This window comes from Nonomuraea sp. NPDC001684, assembly GCF_053596515.1.
The window spans coordinates 1-17229 of sequence record NZ_JBSFGJ010000190.1 but is presented as its reverse complement, the minus strand read 5'-3'; the positions used below and the strand labels follow the sequence as shown (position 1 = coordinate 17229).

The 17229-nt window shown below is 71.6% G+C and carries 14 protein-coding genes; 10 read left to right on the top strand and 4 right to left on the bottom strand.

Annotation, left to right across the window (positions count from 1 at the left end; genetic code table 11):
* Nucleotides 1-269 precede the first annotated feature (269 nt).
* The 3 genes from ACWCSD_RS28580 (at nucleotide 270) to ACWCSD_RS28570 (ending at nucleotide 5863) form a co-directional block, all read left to right on the top strand.
* A complete protein-coding gene (locus ACWCSD_RS28580; RefSeq protein WP_397158451.1) occupies nucleotides 270-695 on the top strand; it encodes a hypothetical protein in 426 nt (141 codons plus the stop codon).
* Between the two features lie 294 nt (nucleotides 696-989).
* Nucleotides 990-4358, top strand: a complete 3369-nt coding sequence (locus tag ACWCSD_RS28575) for an OmpL47-type beta-barrel domain-containing protein (RefSeq protein WP_449919359.1) — start codon at nucleotides 990-992, stop codon at nucleotides 4356-4358.
* Between the two features lie 89 nt (nucleotides 4359-4447).
* Nucleotides 4448-5863, top strand: a complete 1416-nt coding sequence (locus tag ACWCSD_RS28570; RefSeq protein WP_397158455.1) for an amino acid permease — start codon at nucleotides 4448-4450, stop codon at nucleotides 5861-5863.
* Between the two features lie 15 nt (nucleotides 5864-5878).
* On the opposite strand, the gene ACWCSD_RS28565 is transcribed toward ACWCSD_RS28570, so the two are convergent.
* Nucleotides 5879-8014 (bottom strand): hypothetical protein, encoded by a 2136-nt coding sequence (locus ACWCSD_RS28565; RefSeq protein WP_449919355.1) that lies wholly within the window; start codon nucleotides 8012-8014, stop codon nucleotides 5879-5881.
* 446 nt (nucleotides 8015-8460) lie between these two features.
* On the opposite strand from ACWCSD_RS28565, the gene ACWCSD_RS28560 reads away from it, so the two are divergent.
* Nucleotides 8461-11157, top strand: coding sequence for a M4 family metallopeptidase (locus tag ACWCSD_RS28560; RefSeq protein ID WP_449919352.1), 2697 nt, complete (start codon nucleotides 8461-8463; stop codon nucleotides 11155-11157).
* Between the two features lie 213 nt (nucleotides 11158-11370).
* Nucleotides 11371-11856 carry a DUF4232 domain-containing protein gene (locus ACWCSD_RS28555; protein WP_397158461.1) on the top strand — a complete coding sequence of 162 codons (486 nt, stop codon included), beginning with the start codon at nucleotides 11371-11373 and terminating at the stop codon, nucleotides 11854-11856.
* Between the two features lie 18 nt (nucleotides 11857-11874).
* Here the strand turns inward: ACWCSD_RS28555 and ACWCSD_RS28550 are convergent, their stop codons facing one another.
* The 3 genes from ACWCSD_RS28550 to ACWCSD_RS28540 are packed head-to-tail and all read right to left on the bottom strand — an operon-like array spanning nucleotide 11875 to nucleotide 13005.
* Complete coding sequence (locus tag ACWCSD_RS28550) at nucleotides 11875-11997, bottom strand: hypothetical protein (RefSeq protein ID WP_358299463.1); 123 nt, start codon at nucleotides 11995-11997, stop codon at nucleotides 11875-11877.
* A 51-nt stretch (nucleotides 11998-12048) separates the two neighbouring features.
* Nucleotides 12049-12621 (bottom strand): dienelactone hydrolase family protein, encoded by a 573-nt coding sequence (locus tag ACWCSD_RS28545; protein WP_358299460.1) that lies wholly within the window; start codon nucleotides 12619-12621, stop codon nucleotides 12049-12051.
* A gap of 51 nt (nucleotides 12622-12672) precedes the next feature.
* On the bottom strand, nucleotides 12673-13005 hold the full coding sequence (locus tag ACWCSD_RS28540; protein ID WP_397158463.1) for a helix-turn-helix transcriptional regulator: 333 nt from the start codon (nucleotides 13003-13005) through the stop codon (nucleotides 12673-12675).
* A gap of 228 nt (nucleotides 13006-13233) precedes the next feature.
* On the opposite strand from ACWCSD_RS28540, the gene ACWCSD_RS28535 reads away from it, so the two are divergent.
* The 5 genes from ACWCSD_RS28535 to ACWCSD_RS28515 form a co-directional block, all read left to right on the top strand.
* Nucleotides 13234-13617 (top strand): STAS domain-containing protein, encoded by a 384-nt coding sequence (locus ACWCSD_RS28535; protein ID WP_449919347.1) that lies wholly within the window; start codon nucleotides 13234-13236, stop codon nucleotides 13615-13617.
* On the top strand, nucleotides 13617-14012 hold the full coding sequence (locus ACWCSD_RS28530; protein WP_449919345.1) for an STAS domain-containing protein: 396 nt from the start codon (nucleotides 13617-13619) through the stop codon (nucleotides 14010-14012). Before ACWCSD_RS28535 ends, ACWCSD_RS28530 begins: the two co-directional genes overlap by 1 nt.
* Before the next feature lie 226 nt (nucleotides 14013-14238).
* Nucleotides 14239-15423, top strand: a complete 1185-nt coding sequence (locus ACWCSD_RS28525; RefSeq protein ID WP_449919343.1) for an alpha/beta hydrolase family protein — start codon at nucleotides 14239-14241, stop codon at nucleotides 15421-15423.
* A 210-nt stretch (nucleotides 15424-15633) separates the two neighbouring features.
* Complete coding sequence (locus tag ACWCSD_RS28520; protein ID WP_449919340.1) at nucleotides 15634-16554, top strand: DUF6807 domain-containing protein; 921 nt, start codon at nucleotides 15634-15636, stop codon at nucleotides 16552-16554.
* The coding region (locus tag ACWCSD_RS28515) for a cupin domain-containing protein (RefSeq protein ID WP_449919338.1) at nucleotides 16551-17229 on the top strand (679 nt) is incomplete at its 3' end. The genes ACWCSD_RS28520 and ACWCSD_RS28515, both read left to right, overlap by 4 nt.

The following is a 17229-nucleotide window of genomic DNA, read 5'->3' as shown; positions in this document are numbered from 1 at the left end:
GCCCGAGCTCCGAGGCGACCTCGGCGACGGGCCTGGAGTGACCGGACAGGCAGCTCATCAGCCGCCGGTGCTGGCCGCGCAGCTCGGCCTTGGCCGGCGCGGGCCGTCCCGTCGCTCCTCCTTTGTCGGTGGGTTTCCCGCTCGCTACCTCGGACCCGGACCGGCCTTCTTGACGCCGATCGAGGGTGATTCACGTCACAGCGATCTCGTGTCAAAGCCCGGCAGGGGGCTCCGAGGTACCGGTGAGACAACCCACAGAGGAGGACGACATGATCGAGACCCCGCAGCCCAGCCCCGAGCTGAAGGCCCTGGACCGGCTGGTCGGCACCTGGAAGGTCACCGGCGGCGCCGAGGGGACCGTGCGCTACGAGTGGCTGCCCGGACGGTTCTTCCTCGTCCAGCACGTCGAGCTCGCCCAGTTCGGCGAGCCGGTCACCGGCATCGAGGTGATCGGCAACCTGCGCCCGTTCGGCGAGCCGGCCGGGGCGGACGTGGTGTCCCGCTACTACGACTCGGCGGGCAACACCTTCGACTACGTCTACGAGCTGGACGGCGACCGGCTGACCATCTGGGCCGGGGCCAAGGGCGGCCCGGCCTACTACGCGGGCACCTTCGACGCCGAGGGCACCACGCTCACCGGCGAGTGGGTCTACCCCGGCGGCGGCGGGTACGCCTCCACCTCGACGCGCGTCTGACGCCCGGCCGGGGAAACCCACGGTGGCGGCGAGCCGTCCTGAACGGCCCGCCGCCTTCCGCCGGCGTGGCTGCTCGTCGGCCATCGCGGGCGCTGGCGCGGCCAGCGCCTCGGACGCCCCGGCGACCTGCTCAGGCACGACGGAGAGATCCGATCATCTAGCGGATATAACGTGATTTTTGGCGCACTACGAGCTTTCTGGAGTGGATTGGTCGGATGAAACGTGACCTTGGCGTGATCGCCTTCGTCTGAGGGCTTGGTCACAATGAGGGCCATCCCCCGACTGGAGGCCCTTGTGCGCCATGGCAAGCCCTGGCGGCTGCTCCTCGCGGCGACTCTCGCCGCGACCGGACTGACCGCTCTCTCCCCCGCCTCCGCCCAGGCGGCCGGCACCGTCTTCCACGTCTCCCCCGACGGCGACGACAGCGCCGCCGGCACCGAGGCGGCGCCGTTCCGCACGATCGAGCGTGCCCAGCGCGCGGTGCGCGCGGTCCTGCCCACCGCGCCCGAGCCGCCCCGGGTACGGGTCCGCGGCGGCGTCTACCACCTCGCCGAGCCCCTCACCTTCACCCCCGCCGACTCCGGGGCCGTCTACGAGGCGGCCGCCGGCGAGCAGGTCGTGCTCAGCGGCGGACGCCGGCTGACCCCCGCCTGGACCCCGTACCAGGGCGCGACCCTGGTGGCCGACATCGGCGCGGGCCTCGACTTCGACGAGCTCTTCCTCGACGGCACCCGGCAGGTCCTGGCCCGCTACCCCAACGTCGATCCCAAGGAGGCCGTGCTCGACGGGTACGCCGCCGACGCGATCTCGCCCGAACGGGTGGCCCGCTGGAAGAACCCCACGACCGCGCTGGTCCGCGGGCTGCACCAGGGCGAATGGGGCGGGAACTCCTTCAGGGTGACCGGCGTCGGCGACGGCGGCGTCCCGATCCTGAAGTGGGTCGGCGACAACAACCGGGGCGACGGCCTGCATCCGCAGAAGCGCATGGTCGAGAACGTCCTGGAGGAGCTGGACGCCCCCGGCGAGTGGTTCTACGACAAGGACGCCGGCCGCCTCTACCTCCAGCCGCCCGCGGGCCTCGACCCGGCCAAGGCCCGCGTCGAGACCGCCGAGCGCGAGGAGCTCGTGCGGGTGGTCGGCGACTCGCCCTCCGCGCCGGTGCGCGACCTCACCTTCACCGGGTTCACCTTCACCCAGACCCATCGCACGCTGTTCAGCCGCCCGTACGAGAAACTGCAGCTCGGCGACTGGGCCATCGTCCGCGCCGGCGCGGTCTACCTGCGCGACACCCAGCGGGTCGCCATCCGCGACGCCCGGTTCGACCAGGTCGGCGGCAACGCCGTCTTCATGGACGGGTACGCCGAAGGCAACGTCGTCTCCGGCGGCGAGTTCCGCGAGTCGGGGGCCAGCGACGTCGCGGTCATCGGCTCTCCGGCGGCCGTCCGCGAGCCGTCCACCTGGAACGACATGCGGCGCACGATCACCGACACCACGCCGGGCCCGAAGACCGAGGACTACCCGCGCGACATCACCATCAGCGGCAACCACATGACCCGCAACGGCCGGTTCGAGAAGCAGAGCTCGGGCGTGCAGATCTCGATGAGCCGCCGGGTGACGGTGTCCGGCAACACCGTGCACGACGGCCCGCGCGCCTGCGTCGACATCAACGACGGCACCTGGGGCGGCCACGTCATCGAGGACAACGACATCTTCGACTGCGTGAAGGAGACCTCCGACCACGGGCCGATCAACAGCTGGGGCCGCGACCGCTTCTGGCCGCTGACCGCCGGGGACGCCCAGAAGAAGGCGTACGCCAAGCTCGACGCGATGGAGACGACGAAGATCCGGCACAACCGGATCCGGCACTCCTCCCACTGGGACGTCGACCTCGACGACGGCTCCTCCAACTACGAGGTCACCGGGAACCTGCTGCTCAACGGCGGGGTGAAGCTGCGCGAGGGCTTCTTCAGGACCGTGCGCGGCAACATCTTCGTCAACGGCGGCGGCCACTTCCACGTCTCCTACGCGAGCAACGGCGACGTCGTCGAGAAGAACATCTTCGTCACCGACGACCCTTACGACTTCATCCAGAGCGACCCGTCCACCTCCGGGACCGTCTACGACGACAACCTGTTCTGGAACAACGGCAAGCCGGTCGCCGACATCACCGCCGCCTGGCGGGCCCGCGGGCTGGACACCCGCTCGGTGGTCGCCGACCCGCTGTTCGAGGGGCAGAGCCCGTACGCCGACCCGGCCAAGCTCGACTACACGCTCAAGGCCGGCTCCCCCGCCCTCGCGCTGGGCTTCCAGCCGTTCCCGATGACCGGGTTCGGCAAGCCCGGCTCGCCCACGCCGCCGCCGCTCACCTGGCGTGAGCCCGAGACCGGCATGACGATCGGCAACCTGGCCGAGCCACTCATGGGCGCGACGGCCACCGAGGTCCACAGCGACGAGGTGAAGTCCTCGGTCGGGCTCACCGACTACGACGGCCTGTTCCTGGCCGCCGTCCCGGCCGGGTCCCACGCCCACGGGCAGGGCCTGCGCACCGGCGACGTGATCAGGGAGATCGCCGGGACCAAGGTCACCGGCCGCGACAGCTTCTGGAAGGTCTACAACCGCACGCCCGCCGGGCGTCCGGTGCCGCTGAAGGTCTGGCGCGCGCAGGCGCTGACCGAGCTGAGCCTGACCAAGGCGTACGGGGTGGAGACCATCGACAACGTCTCCGGCGTCACCTACACCGGCGAGGGCTGGGACTGGAAGAACGACCGGCGCGGCGGCGGCGGCTCGACCCTCGACGACCTGCACGCCACCCAGACCGACGGCGACTCCTTCGAGCTGGCCTTCCACGGCACCGGCGTGGAGTACATCGCCCAGGTCAACTCCGACGAGGGCAAGGTCGACCTCTACCTGGACGGCAAGCTCGACGCCACCATCGACAACAGCAACCCGACCCGCGAGTACCAGAAGGTCGTCTACACCAGGACCGGCCTGGCGCCCGGCCCGCACACGCTCAAGGGCGTCAAGAAGGACGGCTCGTACTTCATCGTGGACGGCTTCAAGATCCACTCCGCCCCCGCGAACGAGGACGGCGAGCCGCCGGTGACCACCGCGTCCGGGGTGCCCGCCGGCTGGTCGGACGGGCCCGTGGACGTGGTCCTGACCGCCGCCGACGCGGGCTCCGGCGTGGCGCGCACCGAGTACCGGCTCGGCGACGGCTCATGGCAGCTCTACACGGCCCCCGTCCGGGTGGACCGCGAAGGGGAGAGCGCGCTGGCCTTCCGCAGCGCCGACCAGGCCGGCAACGTCGAGGAGCCGAAGTCGGTCACCGTCCGGATCGACGCGACGGCCCCTGCCCTGACCGTCACGCCGGACCCCGCCCGGCTGTGGCCGCCGAACCGCAGGCTGGTGCCGGTGGAGGTGGCGCTGAAGGCGTCCGACGCCGGGCCCGTCACCGTCACCCTGGTCTCGATCACCAGCTCCCAGGGCAACGCCCGGGACGACGTGCGCGAGGCCGCCACCGGCACCGCCGACACGTCCTTCGCCCTGCGCGCCGAGCGGGACGGCGGCCAGGACCGGGTCTACACGATCACGTACCGGGCGGTGGACCGCGCGGGCAACGCCACCGAGACCCGCGCCCAGGTCACCGTGGGACGCGCCGGTTAGCAAGCGGACGGACCGGCTCCTTCGAGCCGGTTCGTCCGACTTCCGCCGTCATGCGCATGGCGGGCTTCCTGTCAGGGCAGGACCCCGCCATGACGTCTGCGCGAGGCTTCGGCGGCGGGTCCGGGATATTCCGCCGCAAACCGGTAGAACAGATCGCCACCGAGCACGAGGGCGAGCTCAACCGCGTGCTCGGGCTCTGGCAGCTCACCGCGATCGGGGTGGGCGGCATCATCGGCGCCGGCATCTTCGCGCTGGCCGGCGCCGTCGCCAACCAGACCGCCGGGCCCGCCGTGGTGATCTCCTTCCTGATCGCCGGCATCGCCAGCGCCGCCGCCGCGTTCTCCTACGCGGAGTTCACCGGCATGATCCCGAAGGCCGGATCGGCGTACACGTACGGCTACGCGGTGCTCGGCGAGATCGTCGGCTGGTTCATCGGCTGGGACCTGCTGCTGGAGTACACCGCCATCGTCGCGGTCGTGGCGATCGGCATCTCGGGCTACTTCGGCTTCCTCCTCGGCCAGTTCGGCATCGACCTGCCCGCCTGGATGCTCGGCGCGCCGGGCACCGGGCCCGGACACGTCGTGGACCTGTTCGCGGCGATCCTGTGCCTGTTCATCGCGTTCCTGCTCAACCTCGGCATGCGGTCGGCCGCCCGGTTCGAGACGTTCGTCGTCGCGATCAAGGTCGCGGTGGTGCTGCTGGTGATCGTGGTCGGCTTCTTCTACGTCAACACCGCCAACTACACGCCGTTCTTCCCCTACGGGTTCGGCGGGGCGGTGACCGGCGCGGCGACCGTGTTCTTCGCCGTCTTCGGCTACGACGCCATGAGCACGGCGGCCGAGGAGTCGAAGGACGCCCAGCGGCACATGCCCAAGGCCATCCTCTACTCCCTGGCCATCTCGATGGTCCTGTATGTGCTGGCCTGCCTCGTGCTCACCGGCATGCAGAACTACCAGGACATCGACCCCGAGAGCGGCTTCTCCTCGGCGTTCGCCTCCGTCGGGCTGTCCGGGCTGGCCAGCGTCATCGCGGTCGGCGCCATCGTCGGCATCCTGACCGTCATGTTCACGTTCATGCTCGGCGTCACCCGCGTGTGGTTCGCGATGAGCCGGGACGGGCTGCTGCCCTCCTGGTTCGCCAAGCTTCACCCCGTACGGCACGTGCCGTCCAGGGTGACCTGGATCGTCGGCGCCGGCTCCGCGCTCATCGCCGGGTTCCTGCCGATCAGGGAGGCGGCGGAGCTGACCAACATCGGCATCCTGCTGGCCTTCGTGGTGGTCTGCGCGGCGGTGATCGTGCTCCGCTACCGGCGTCCCGACCTGCCGCGCGGCTTCCGCATGCCGGGCATGCCGGTGGTGCCGGCGATCGGGGTGCTCTTCTCCCTCTGGCTGATCACGTTCCTGGAGCCGCTGACCTGGCTCAGGTTCGTCGTGTGGTTCCTGATCGGGCTGGTGATCTACTTCGCCTACGGGCGCCGCCACTCGGCGCTGAACCGCCGCGACTGACGTCCGGCGGCGGATTCAGTTCGCGTCCTGGTAGACCTTGGGGCCGATCGCCTTGTACGCGGCCTTGGAGGCGTCCTTGAGCCACGGCCGGGTGCTGGTGGAGTTGGCGCGGTTGGTGTACAGGGCCATGGTGTGCAGCAGGTAGCGGTGGGTGTACCCGACCCATCCCCAGGTCTGGGCCCTGCTCCAGCTCGTCGAGTGGCACAGCCCGGAGCCGGGGCCCTTCCTGGGGCAGACGATCCCCCAGGCGTCGGCGTAGGCGTCGTCGAGCCGCGCGTACGCGGTGTCGGCCCGGCCGTCGTTCTTCAGCGGCACGACCCACACCGAGACCATGATGCGCTTGTTCCCGGGGGCCCCGGGGTTCACGTACGAGCCCTTGACCATCTTGGAGCAGCGCGCCTTGCGCAGGACCGAGCGGACGTTGGCCGCGTGGTAGGCGTCCGGGCACTTGTCCACGCCGCTCGACCGGAGCGTGTAGCGCACGCCCTTGGCCGTGGTGAAGGAGCTGGGAAGCAGGGCGCTCGGCGTGAGCGGGATCGGGTCGGTGTCCTGGCGGTCGAGATCACCCGGGTCGAACGGCTCCTCGGTGGGCGGTTCGAGCGTGGGCGTCTCGGTGGGCGTCTCGGTGGGCTGTTCGCTGGGCCACGGGGTGGCCGAGGACGGCGACGGCGTGGGGACGACCGCGTCCGGCGAGCCGGAGGACGCCGCGGTCAGCCTGCTGTCCCCGCGCTCCGGGCCGAGATCCTTCACCACCGAGACCACGAACACCGCGGCCGCCACGGCGAGCACCACACCGACCACTCCCACGCCGGCCCCCAGACCGACCTTCATCCCCGTACTGAGCCCACCGCCGGACGGGCGCGGCCCCCCGGCCCCGGGAAAAGGCGGCCTCGAAGGCCCCTGCGGCGGTGGCCCCTGCGGCGGCGGTGACAGGAGTGAGGGTGAGGGCGGTTGCAGGAGCGGTGGTCCCTGCGGCGGTGCCGGTGGCAGCAGCGAAGGTGACGTCGGCGGGGGTGATGGCGATGGCGCCAGTGGAGGTGACGGCGGAGGTGGTGGCAGGAGCGGAGGTGGTGGCAGGAGCGGAGGTGGTGGCAGGAGCGGAGGTGGCGGCGGTGCGTGGGTGGGCGCGGTCGTGGCCGACGAGGCGGCCTGCCGCAGCTCCTGCGCCCACCGCTCCGGACGCGGCCGCTCGTCCGCGGGCCCGTGGAGCGCCGCCGCCGCGAGGTCGGCCGCCGCGGGGGCGACCGCGGCCAGCCGGCCGGGGTCCGTTGAGGTCCGGTCGCGGGCCAGGAGCCGTACGGCCAGCAGCGCGAACCTGTAGGCGTCACCCTGCGGCGTGCCCTCGGGCTCGTCGGCGGGGATCTCCCACCCGGACGTCTCCACCTGGGGTAACGCCGCCGCCCCGGCGAGCCGCATCGCGTCGCAGCCGATGAGGAAGCACTCCGGGGAGCCGTCAGCGGCGAACAGCAGGTGCTCGGGCGACAGGCCGCCGACGACGATGTCCATCGTGTGCAGGCGGGCGAGCGTGTCGGCCAGGTCGGCCAGCAGCAGCAGACGGTCACGATCGCCGACCCGCCGGCCGATGCCGCCGCCATGGACGCCGTCATGGGCGGGGTCGTGGGCGGGGTCGTGAGCGGGGTCGTGAGCGGGGTCGTGAGCGGGGTCGTGAGCGCCGACGTGGGCAGGGTCGTGGGCGTCGTCGTCGAGAAGGAGCTCCATCGTGGCCGGGCGGCGCTCGGTTCCCGACGGCGTTCGCAGGTCGAAGGAGAACCGGTGGGGCACCGACCGCATGAGGAAGCCGCGGACCGCGCCGCCGGACACGACGATCTCGGCGGGCCAGGCGGCCTTGTCGCACAACCAGGCCGCGTCCCATCCGGGTAGCCGGCCGATCAGCCCGGCCATCTCGGTGAGGACGCCCGCGTCGAGGCCGGGCAGAACGTCGGGGTCGTACTCCTTGTAGACGACCTCGAACTGGCCGTTGATCCGGCGGCCGGGCACCTCGTGGAGCATGCCCCGGCCGTCCGGCCCGAGACACCGTCCGAGGACGAGGTCCGCCCGGTCGGTGCCGCTCGCGGGGCCGCTCGTCGGGCCGGCGCCCGAGTCGCCGGTGCCTGAGTCGCCGATGCCCGAGCCGCTCGTCGAGTCGCTCATCGGGCCGCGTCCCTCGGCCACAGGGCCTGCTCGGACCCCGGGCGCGACCGTGTCGTCCGCCACCCCGGGCGCGACCGCGCCGTCTGCAACCCCGGGCGCGACCGTGTCGGCGCGGGCCCCGGGCGCGGCGGCTCGGTCTCCAGGCCGGGCGCGTCGAGCGCGACGCGCGCCCAGGCGCGGATCCGGTCTGCCTGCTCCGGTGCGTGCCGCACGTGCGCTCTCCCCGCCCTTCGAGCCCGTCCTTTTTCGGAGGATATCAGCGTCCATTTGCTGAAGATCAAGGATTTGTGGAGCCGGATCTGCCGGTGCCCCCGGCATACCGTGGCGTTATGGAAATTTGTGAGCTGTTCGCCTGACCACCCTGGGTGACAACTTTAATCAAGCCCCAGCCAAAGGGCTCCTTCGATCCCCACACCCCCGGGGACATGTGAGAGGAGTCACCCAGAGTGAACAGCACGTTCAAGTCGGGCACGATCGCCGTATTGGCGGCGGCGGCCCTTACCGCCTCGATGACAGGCGCCGCCGGCGCCACCTCGAAGGCGCACTTATCCACCGCGGCGACCACCGTCGCCAGGACCGACCCCCCGGCGTTCGCGCCGGCGGACGCCAAATCGCGCGACCGCGCGAAAGTGAACGCCGACGCGGCACTCGCCGCCGGGGCCGAACGCCTGCACAAGGGCTCCGGCGACGCCTTCACTCTCTCGTCCAACGTCGCCGGAACCTACGGCCTGCAATATCTGACCTACGAACGCACGTACAAGGGCCTGCCCGTCTACGGCGGCGAGGTCGTCGTGGGCACCGACCGGGCCGGTCAGGTGATCCAGCAGGTGGTCACCGGCCAGACCGCGAAGATCAAGGTCGGCACCGAGCCCTCGGTCCCGGCCAGGCAGGCGGCGGCCACCGCCAGAGCCCTCCTGCCGCAGGTGGACGAGGTGACCACGGCGAAGCTGGTCGTGCACGCCACCAGCGCCACCCCCAAGCTGGCCTGGCGGGTCCAGGTCACCGGGCGGACGGCCACCGGCAGGCCCAGCATCCTCGACGTGTTCGTGGACGCGCGCTCCGGCTCGCTGATCGACAAGTTCGACAAGGTGCACGAGGGCACCGGCCGCGGCTTCTACGACGGCACGGTGACGATCGACACCAGCGGCTCCGCCGGCTCGTACCGGATGGTGGACACCACCAGGCCGGGCCTCCAGTGCGGCGGCCAGAACGGGTCGGCCTACACCAAGAGCAGCGACTCGTGGGGCAACGGCTCGGGCACCGACCTGGAGACGGCCTGCGTGGACGCGCTGTACGCCGCCCAGATGGAATGGAACATGCTGCGCGACTGGCTGGGCCGCAACGGCCACAGCGGGACGGGCCGCTCGTTCCCCATCCGGGTCGGGCTGAACGACGTCAACGCGTTCTGGAACGGCTCGTACACCACCTTCGGCCACAACCAGGCCGGCAACCAGCAGGCCACCCCGATGGACGTCGTCGGCCACGAGTTCGGCCACTCCGTCTTCACCAACACCCCCGGCGGCGACAACGGCAACAACGAGGTCGGCGGCCTGAACGAGTCCACGGGCGACATCTTCGGCGCGCTGACGGAGGCCTACGCCAACAACCCGAACGACCCGCCGGACTACCAGGTGGGCGAAGAGGTCAACCTCGTCGGGAACGGCCCGATCCGGTACATGTACAACCCGTCCCAGGTCGGCGACCCCAACTGCTACAGCACCGCGATCCCCACCACCGAGGTGCACGCGGCGGCCGGGCCCCAGAACCACTGGTTCTACCTGCTGGCCGAGGGCAACAACCCCGGCGGCGGCAAGCCCTCCAGCCCGATCTGCTCCGGCGGACCGTCCTCGGTGACCGGCATCGGCATCCAGAAGGCCGGCAAGATCTTCATGGGCACGCTGCAGGCCAAGACGCAGCCGTGGACCCACGCCAAGGCGCGGGTGGCCTCGCTCAACGCCGCCAAGGCGCTGTTCCCGAACAGCTGCGTGGAGTTCAACGCGGTCAAGTCGGCCTGGGACGCCGTGAGCGTCCGGGGCACCAGCGACCCGACCTGCGTGGCCAACCCGGACACCTTCTCGCTGCAGGTCAGCCCCGGTTCCGGCGCGGCCGACCCGGGCGGCTCGGCCACCACGACCCTGAGCACGGTGACGACCGGCGGCAACGCCCAGCAGATCCAGCTCAGGACGGGCACCCTGCCGGCGGGCGTGACCGCCCAGTTCAACCCGGCCACCATCCAGTCGGGCCAGTCGTCCACGCTGACCCTCAACGTGGCGGCGAACGCGGCCCCCGGGACGTACACCGTCCAGGTGATCGCCCAGGGCGCGGCCCAGACGCAGACGCAGAACTACACCCTGACCGTCACCCGGCCCGGTGACCCGGACGCGTTCTCCGTCCGGCTCGACCCGGAGGCGGGCACCGCGACGGCCGGCGGCACCGTGGCCACCACGGTGAACACGGCGACGACCGGCGGGCAGCCCCAGCAGGTCACGCTGTCGGCGGCCAAGCTGCCGAACGGCGTCACCGTGGCCTTCGACCCGGCCACGATCCAGTCGGGCCAGTCGTCCAGGCTGACCTTCACGGTGGCCTCGACGGCGAAGAACGGCACGTACCCGATCACGGTGACGGCCACCGGCACGGCCCAGACGCAGACGGCGAGCTACGCGCTCACGGTCACCGGCGGCACGCCGGCGGGCGACTTCACCGTCGCCGCCGACCCGTCCTCGGCCACCGTCACGGCGGGCGCGACGGCGACCACCACGCTGAGCACGCAGGTCACCACCGGCCGGCCGATCCCGCTCACGCTGGCGGCCGACGGCGTGCCGCCGGGCGCGACCGTGACCTTCAGCCCGTCGTCCATCAACTCGGGCGAGTCGTCCACGGTGACGGTGACCACGTCGTCCAGCACGCCGGCGCAGACGTACACGATCACCTTCAACGCGAACGGCTCCGCCAGCCACGGCACGTCGTTCTCGCTGACGGTGAACGGTGGCGGCACCGGTGACACCTGGCAGGAATGGCACGCCTACAACGCCGGCGACGAGGTCACCTACCAGGGTGTCCGCTACCGCTGCGTGATCCCCCACACCTCGCAGCCGGACTGGACGCCCGACGTCGTACCGGCTCTGTGGCAGCGGATCGGATGACGGTCCGCCCGGTGCCCCACGTACCCGGGGGGTGACTGAGGGCCGGAGCGGAGGGGGTCCCACCGGACCCCCTCCGTTCTGGTTTTTCCGGACGCTCCGGCACGGGCTGGTTCGGCGCCGCCTTCCTCGCCTCCGCCGTCGTGCTGGCGCTGCTGCCCGGACGAGTTGACGTACGGCCATAACTTTCACCGCGGTTCCTGCGTCAAAAACCACATGAGACGCTTCACCACCGCCACGCTCGTGGCCGGGCTGCTGCTGGCGGGCGGGGCCGCGCCGGCGCTGGCCGGCGAGTCCGCCCCCGTCCGCCGCTGCTCGGCCGCCCAGCTCCAGGTGCGCCTGGGCACGATCGACGCCGGCGCGGGCAACAGGAACGCGCCGCTGGTGTTCACCAACAGCTCACGGACCGCCTGCACCCTGTACGGCCACCCCGGCCTGATCATGATCGACAAGCAGGGCGACACCCTGCGCACCCGCGTCCGCCGCACCGCCGGCCCCAAGCACCGGGTGACGGTCAAGCCGGGCGGCAGCGCCCGCACCACGCTGCACTGGACGGTCGTCGAGACCGGCGCCGAGACCGCCTGCCCGAGCCCCGCCCGCCTGCTGGTCATCCCGCCGGACGAGCACTCGTACCTGAACGTGCCCTTCGACGCCGGCCAGGTGTGCGACGGCGGACGGCTCGACGTCACCCCGCTGGCCTGACGTCCAAACGCGGGGCGGTCAGCGCAGCAGCCAGTTGACGACGACCGTGAGCACGGCCGACAGCAGCAGCGAGATCAGGATCATCGCCAGGCAGCCCGGCCAGCCGCCCAGCGGTCGCACTTCCCAGTTCCCGAACCTCATCCCCGGCCCCTACCCGGGGCGGCCGGGGCCGTACCCGGGCCGGGGCGGAGGTCAGAGCCCGGCGACGAAGTCGAGGGCGACCGCCCAGGCGCGTTCGGCGGCCGGGGCGTCGTAGTCGGGCAGGCCGGGGTCGGTGAACAGGTGGCCGACCCCCGGGTAGCGGAAGACCTCGACGTCGGCCCGCGCCCGGCGCATCCGGAGGTACCAGGCGTTGAGCCAGTCGACCGGCTCGTAGAAGTCGGGGTCGGCGACGTGCAGCTGCACCGGCAGGTCGTCGGCGACGGCGCCCTCGGCCATGTCGGAGGTGCCGTGCATGAGCAGCAGCCCCTGGGACCGCTCGTCGCCCAGCGCGAGGTTCTGGGCGATGGCCGCGCCGAGGGAGAAACCGGCGTAGACCAGGCCGTCGCCGGACAGCGGGGCCGCCGCCGTGATGGCCCGCTTCAGCAGCTCCTCGCTGCCGATCTCCTCCTTGATCGCGATGCCCTCCTCGGGCGTGTCGACGACGCGGCCGTCGTAGAGGTCGGGGACGTGCACCTCGTGCCCCGCCCCCCGGAGCCTGTCGGCGGCCTGGTGGACGGCGGGCCGCAGGCCGTACATCGAGTGCAGGAGGAGAATCCGCGCCATACGCGCAGCTTAGCGGCCCTGGACGGGTGCGCCCGGCCCGGCGGCGGCGGGTCAGCCGTCCTCAGTGGGCATGTCTTCAGTGGGCAGGTCGTGGGCGGTGAACATGTCGATCAGCAGGCGGACGGGCAGCCCCGCCTCGGTCGGGTAGCGGAACTGCCGGTCGAGGTCGAGGCTGTAGCGGTTGCGGCGGCCGATCCGCTCGCGGGTCAGGTAGCCGGCCTGGTAGAGGTCGGAGACGATGTTCTGCACGGTGCGTTCGGTGACGCCGATGCGGGCGGCGATGTCGCGCAGCCGCGCGTCGGGGTCGCGGGCGATCTCCACCAGCACGCGGGCGTGATGGGTCAGGAACGTCCACGTCGCCGGATGGTCTTCAGGGTCGGGCACAGCCTCTGACGCTTTCTACCTGGACGTCCCGGATCCGCGGGGCGGACGAAAATGCTTACCTGAAGATCCTATGACGAAAGCTCTTTCCTGCAACCCTCTTCGCCCCTAACCTTGGGGCGTGGGGCGGCCCCGACGCCGCCCCTACCGGCCAGGCCCACTTGGGGAACAAAAGATGTCCGTATCCCAGACGTACCTCGCCGTCGCGCCGAGCGCCGCCATCAGGCCGCCATGTCCGTGCTCAGCATGAGCTGCCGGCCGGTTCCGGCCGGCGCGCTGGTCACGGTTTCCGGTGAGCTCGACGCCACCAACGCCGATCGCCTGGAGTCCGCCATCCGCGACGCCCACCGCCCCGGCCGGTCCGTGATCCTCGACCTGGGCGAGCTGACCTTCATGGACAGCAGCGGCCTGCACGTGCTGCTGCGGGCGCACGACGACGTCCACGACACGGGCGGGAGCCTGCGCCTGGCCGCCGTGCGGGACATCCCGGCCCGCATCCTGCAGATCACCGGAGTGTGGGACACGCTGCACATCCACGCCTGCGTGGAGGAGGCCGTCGGCGCGGCCGCGGACGCCCTGCTCGATCGGCTGCCGGATGATGTGGAGCGGTTGTGATGCACCTGGCCAGCAGCTACCTGACCGGGATCACCGTGATCACGGTGGCCGGCGAGGTCGACGCCACCGCCTCCGGTCACCTGGAGACCTACCTCGACCAGGTGCGCCGCAGCCTGGACGAGCACCTGATCATCGACGCGCACCGGCTGACGTTCCTCGACAGCTCCGGCCTGTCCGTCCTGCTCGCCGCCGCCACGCTGGCCCGCGCGCACGGCGTCGACGTGCACCTGGCCGGTCTCCAGCCCACGGTGGCCCGGCTGCTGGAGATCACCGGCACCGTCGAGCTCGTGACGATCCACGACCGCGTCTCCCAGGCCGTCACCGCGGTGGAGGCGCTCCGGGACGCCGGGCCCGGCGAGCCGGACGAGCCCGCCGAGCCTTCCGAGGCCGTCTGACCGTCGCGCGGCCGCCGGTCGTCATCGACGGCCGCCGAAGACGGGTGCCGCCCCACCACCTGCTCGACGAAATTCGCCGTCGCTAGCAGGAAGCGCACTCGGTGTCCAGGCCCAGCCGGCCGTGCCCTCCCCTCCAGGTGGACGGCGGCTTCGTTCATGCGCATGAGTGCCGAAATCATCTCCGGTACGGAGTTTTTGCGCGCTGCGTCTCCCTAGCGTGGCGGTCATGAATCGCGCACTTCTCCGACGGGGTCTGGCCGCCGCGGTGACGGTCGGCCTCCTGCTCACCGGACCCGCCGTACAGGCCAGGTCGAAGCCCGTCACCGTGACCCTGCCGCAGCCGACGGGCCCACGCGAGATCGGCACTGTCACACTGCACCTGCGTGACGGCTCCAGGGCCGACCCGTGGATCAAGGCCCATGACCGGCGTGAGCTGATGGTCAGCCTGTGGTACCCCACGCGCCGTCCGGACGGCCACCCCGCCGCGCCCTGGCTGCCGCCTCGCGCCGCCGAGGCCTTCTACCGCGGCAACGGCCTGTCGCCCGCGGCTGTCGGCCTGCCCCTGACCCATGGCCGCGAAGGGGCCCGCGTAGCCGGCCGGGGGCTGCCCGTCGTCCTGTTCTCGCCCGGCAACGGCGCCGACCGTTCCATGAACACCACCACGGTCGAGGAACTGGCCAGCTGGGGCTACATGGTGGTCACCATCGACCATCCGGGCGACGCCGGCGAGGTGGAGTTCCCCGACGGCACGGTCACCGGCCGCGTGCTGAAGCCGGTCCCGGTGAGCCGGCTGGCGGAGAAGGCCGACGAGATCAAGGTGCGGGTGGCTGACGCGCGCTTCGTGCTGGACCGGCTCAAGGAGCTGAACAAGGGGCAGAACCCCGACGCTGAACGCCGGACGCTGCCGGAGGGGCTGCGTGGCGCGTTCGACCTGGGCAGGGTCGGGATGTTCGGCCATTCCGCCGGAGGAGCGACGGCCGCCGCGACGATGCTGGCGGACCGGCGGATCAGGGCGGTGCTGAACCTGGACGGACCCGCCCTCGGCAAGGTGGCCGCCAAGGGGTTGGCCAAGCCGTACATGCTCATGGAGGCCGAGATCTTCGACAAGCCCATCCGCGGGCAGAAGGCGTTCTGGTCCCGGCTGAAGGGCTGGCGGCTGCACGTGCGGACCAACGGCGCCAAGCACAATTCCTATACCGACCTGCCGGTGGTGTACGAGCAGGCGGCCGCGGCGACGGGCATGTCGAAGGAGCAGTTGCGAGCGGTGAACGGCACGCTTTCCGCGGCGCGTTCCGTGGCCGTCACCCGCGCCTACACCAGGGCCTTCTTCGATCTGCATCTTCGACGCGAAGGCACCCTGCTCGGCAAGCCGTCCTCACGGTTCCCCGAGGTGCAGGTGATCGCCCGCTGAGTTCCCTGGCCTGATCTCGTGACGTCCGCGCCGGCGCCTCCGCCGGCCGGAACCCGGCGCCATGAGCCCTGGGCACGGGGTTGACCCCGAGGAGCGGTCGGCATAGCTTGATCAAGCAAAAGTGATCGATCACTCTTGACCTCTCCCCGCCCAGCGGCGGCCACGCTCCGCCCGCCGCCGCCCCCCGTTCCCAGCAGAAGGACCCGCCCCATGCCCGACACCATGCCCGACACCACGCTCGCCGTCCGCGAAGAGGACGACGCCCTGGCCGTCACCGCCGGCGACGTGCGGATCGCCCGGTACGTCCACCGGCCGGACGCTCCCGACGCCGAGTCCCCCAAGCCCTACCTCCACCCCATCCGCAGCCTGTCCGGCGCGCCCATGTCGGTCTACCGGCCGCACGACCACCGCTGGCACAAGGGCCTGCAGATGACCTGGGCGCACCTGTCGGGGCAGAACTTCTGGGGCGGCCCGACCTTCTCGGCGGAGCGGGACTACCACTGGGAGGACAACCACGGCCACATCAACCACCTCGCCTTCTCCGACGTCACCTCCGACGGCACGCGAGTCGTGGTCGAGGAGAGCCTGCACTGGCTCTCGGCCCGGGGCGAGCACTGGATCACCGAGCAGCGCCGCCAGGTCTTCCACGGCGTGGACCGCGCGCGCGGCCTCTGGGCCCTGGACTTCACCACGTCGCTGCACAACGTCCGCGGCGCCACGCTCGACTTCGGCAGCCCCACCACGCACGGCCGGCCGATGGCCGGGTACGCGGGCTACTTCTGGCGCGGCCCCAGGTCCTGGACCGGTGGCACGATCATCGGCGCCGGCGGTCTGGGCGGCGAGGAGATGATGGGCGTCGAGGCGCCATGGCTGGCCATGGTCGGGCAGCACGACGGGATCGACGGCGGCGGGACCGTGCTGGCCGTCGCCGGGCACTCCAGCGCGCCGGCGCCGATCAAGTGGTTCGTCCGCAGCGAGGCGTTCGCCGTGATCAGCCCCTCCCCCTCCTTCGACGAGGAGATCGCTCTGGCCGACGGCGACACCCTCGAACTCGCGCACCGTTACGTCTTCATCGACCACATGTGCGACCGTGCCCAGCTCGACGAACTCGGCACGGAGTTCGCGCTGTGACCCCGCTGTTCCCCGGCGGCACCTCGATCAGCGATCTGGCGGTCTACGACTGGGAGTGCGCCGACGGTGTGCACGGCGGCACGCCGCACCTGCACACGGTCTCGACCGAGGCGTACGTCGTGACCGCGGGCCGCGGGGAGGTGCACACCCTCAGCGCCGCCGGCTTCGCCCGCGACCGGCTCGAAGCGGGCACGGTCCTGTGGTTCTCGCCCGGGACGGTTCACCGCCTGGTCAACGAGGACGGGCTCCGGCTGCTGGTGATCATGCAGAACGCGGGCCTGCCCGAGGCCGGGGACGCCGTGCTCACCTTCCCCGCCGACGTCCTGCGCGACCGCGACGCCTACCTGGCCGCGGCGACGCTGCCGGTGGGGTGTTCGGAGGACGAACGGGCGGCGGCCGCACGGGCCCGCAGAGACCTGGCGGTCACCGGTTTCCGGCGGCTGGTGGCGGACGCCGCGGAGCGCGGCGGGCAGGCGCTGGCGGACTTCCATCGGCTGGCGGCCGCGATCGTGCGTCCCCGGGTGGCGTCCTGGAAGGAGTTGTGGGACGAGACCGTCGCCGCCGAGACCGAGCGCACGGCGTCACAGCTCGACGCGATCGCGGGTGGTGATCCCGCCCATCTCGGGCAGGCCGCCGTGGTGCGGACCACTGCTGGGCCGGGCCCTCGCGCCTTCG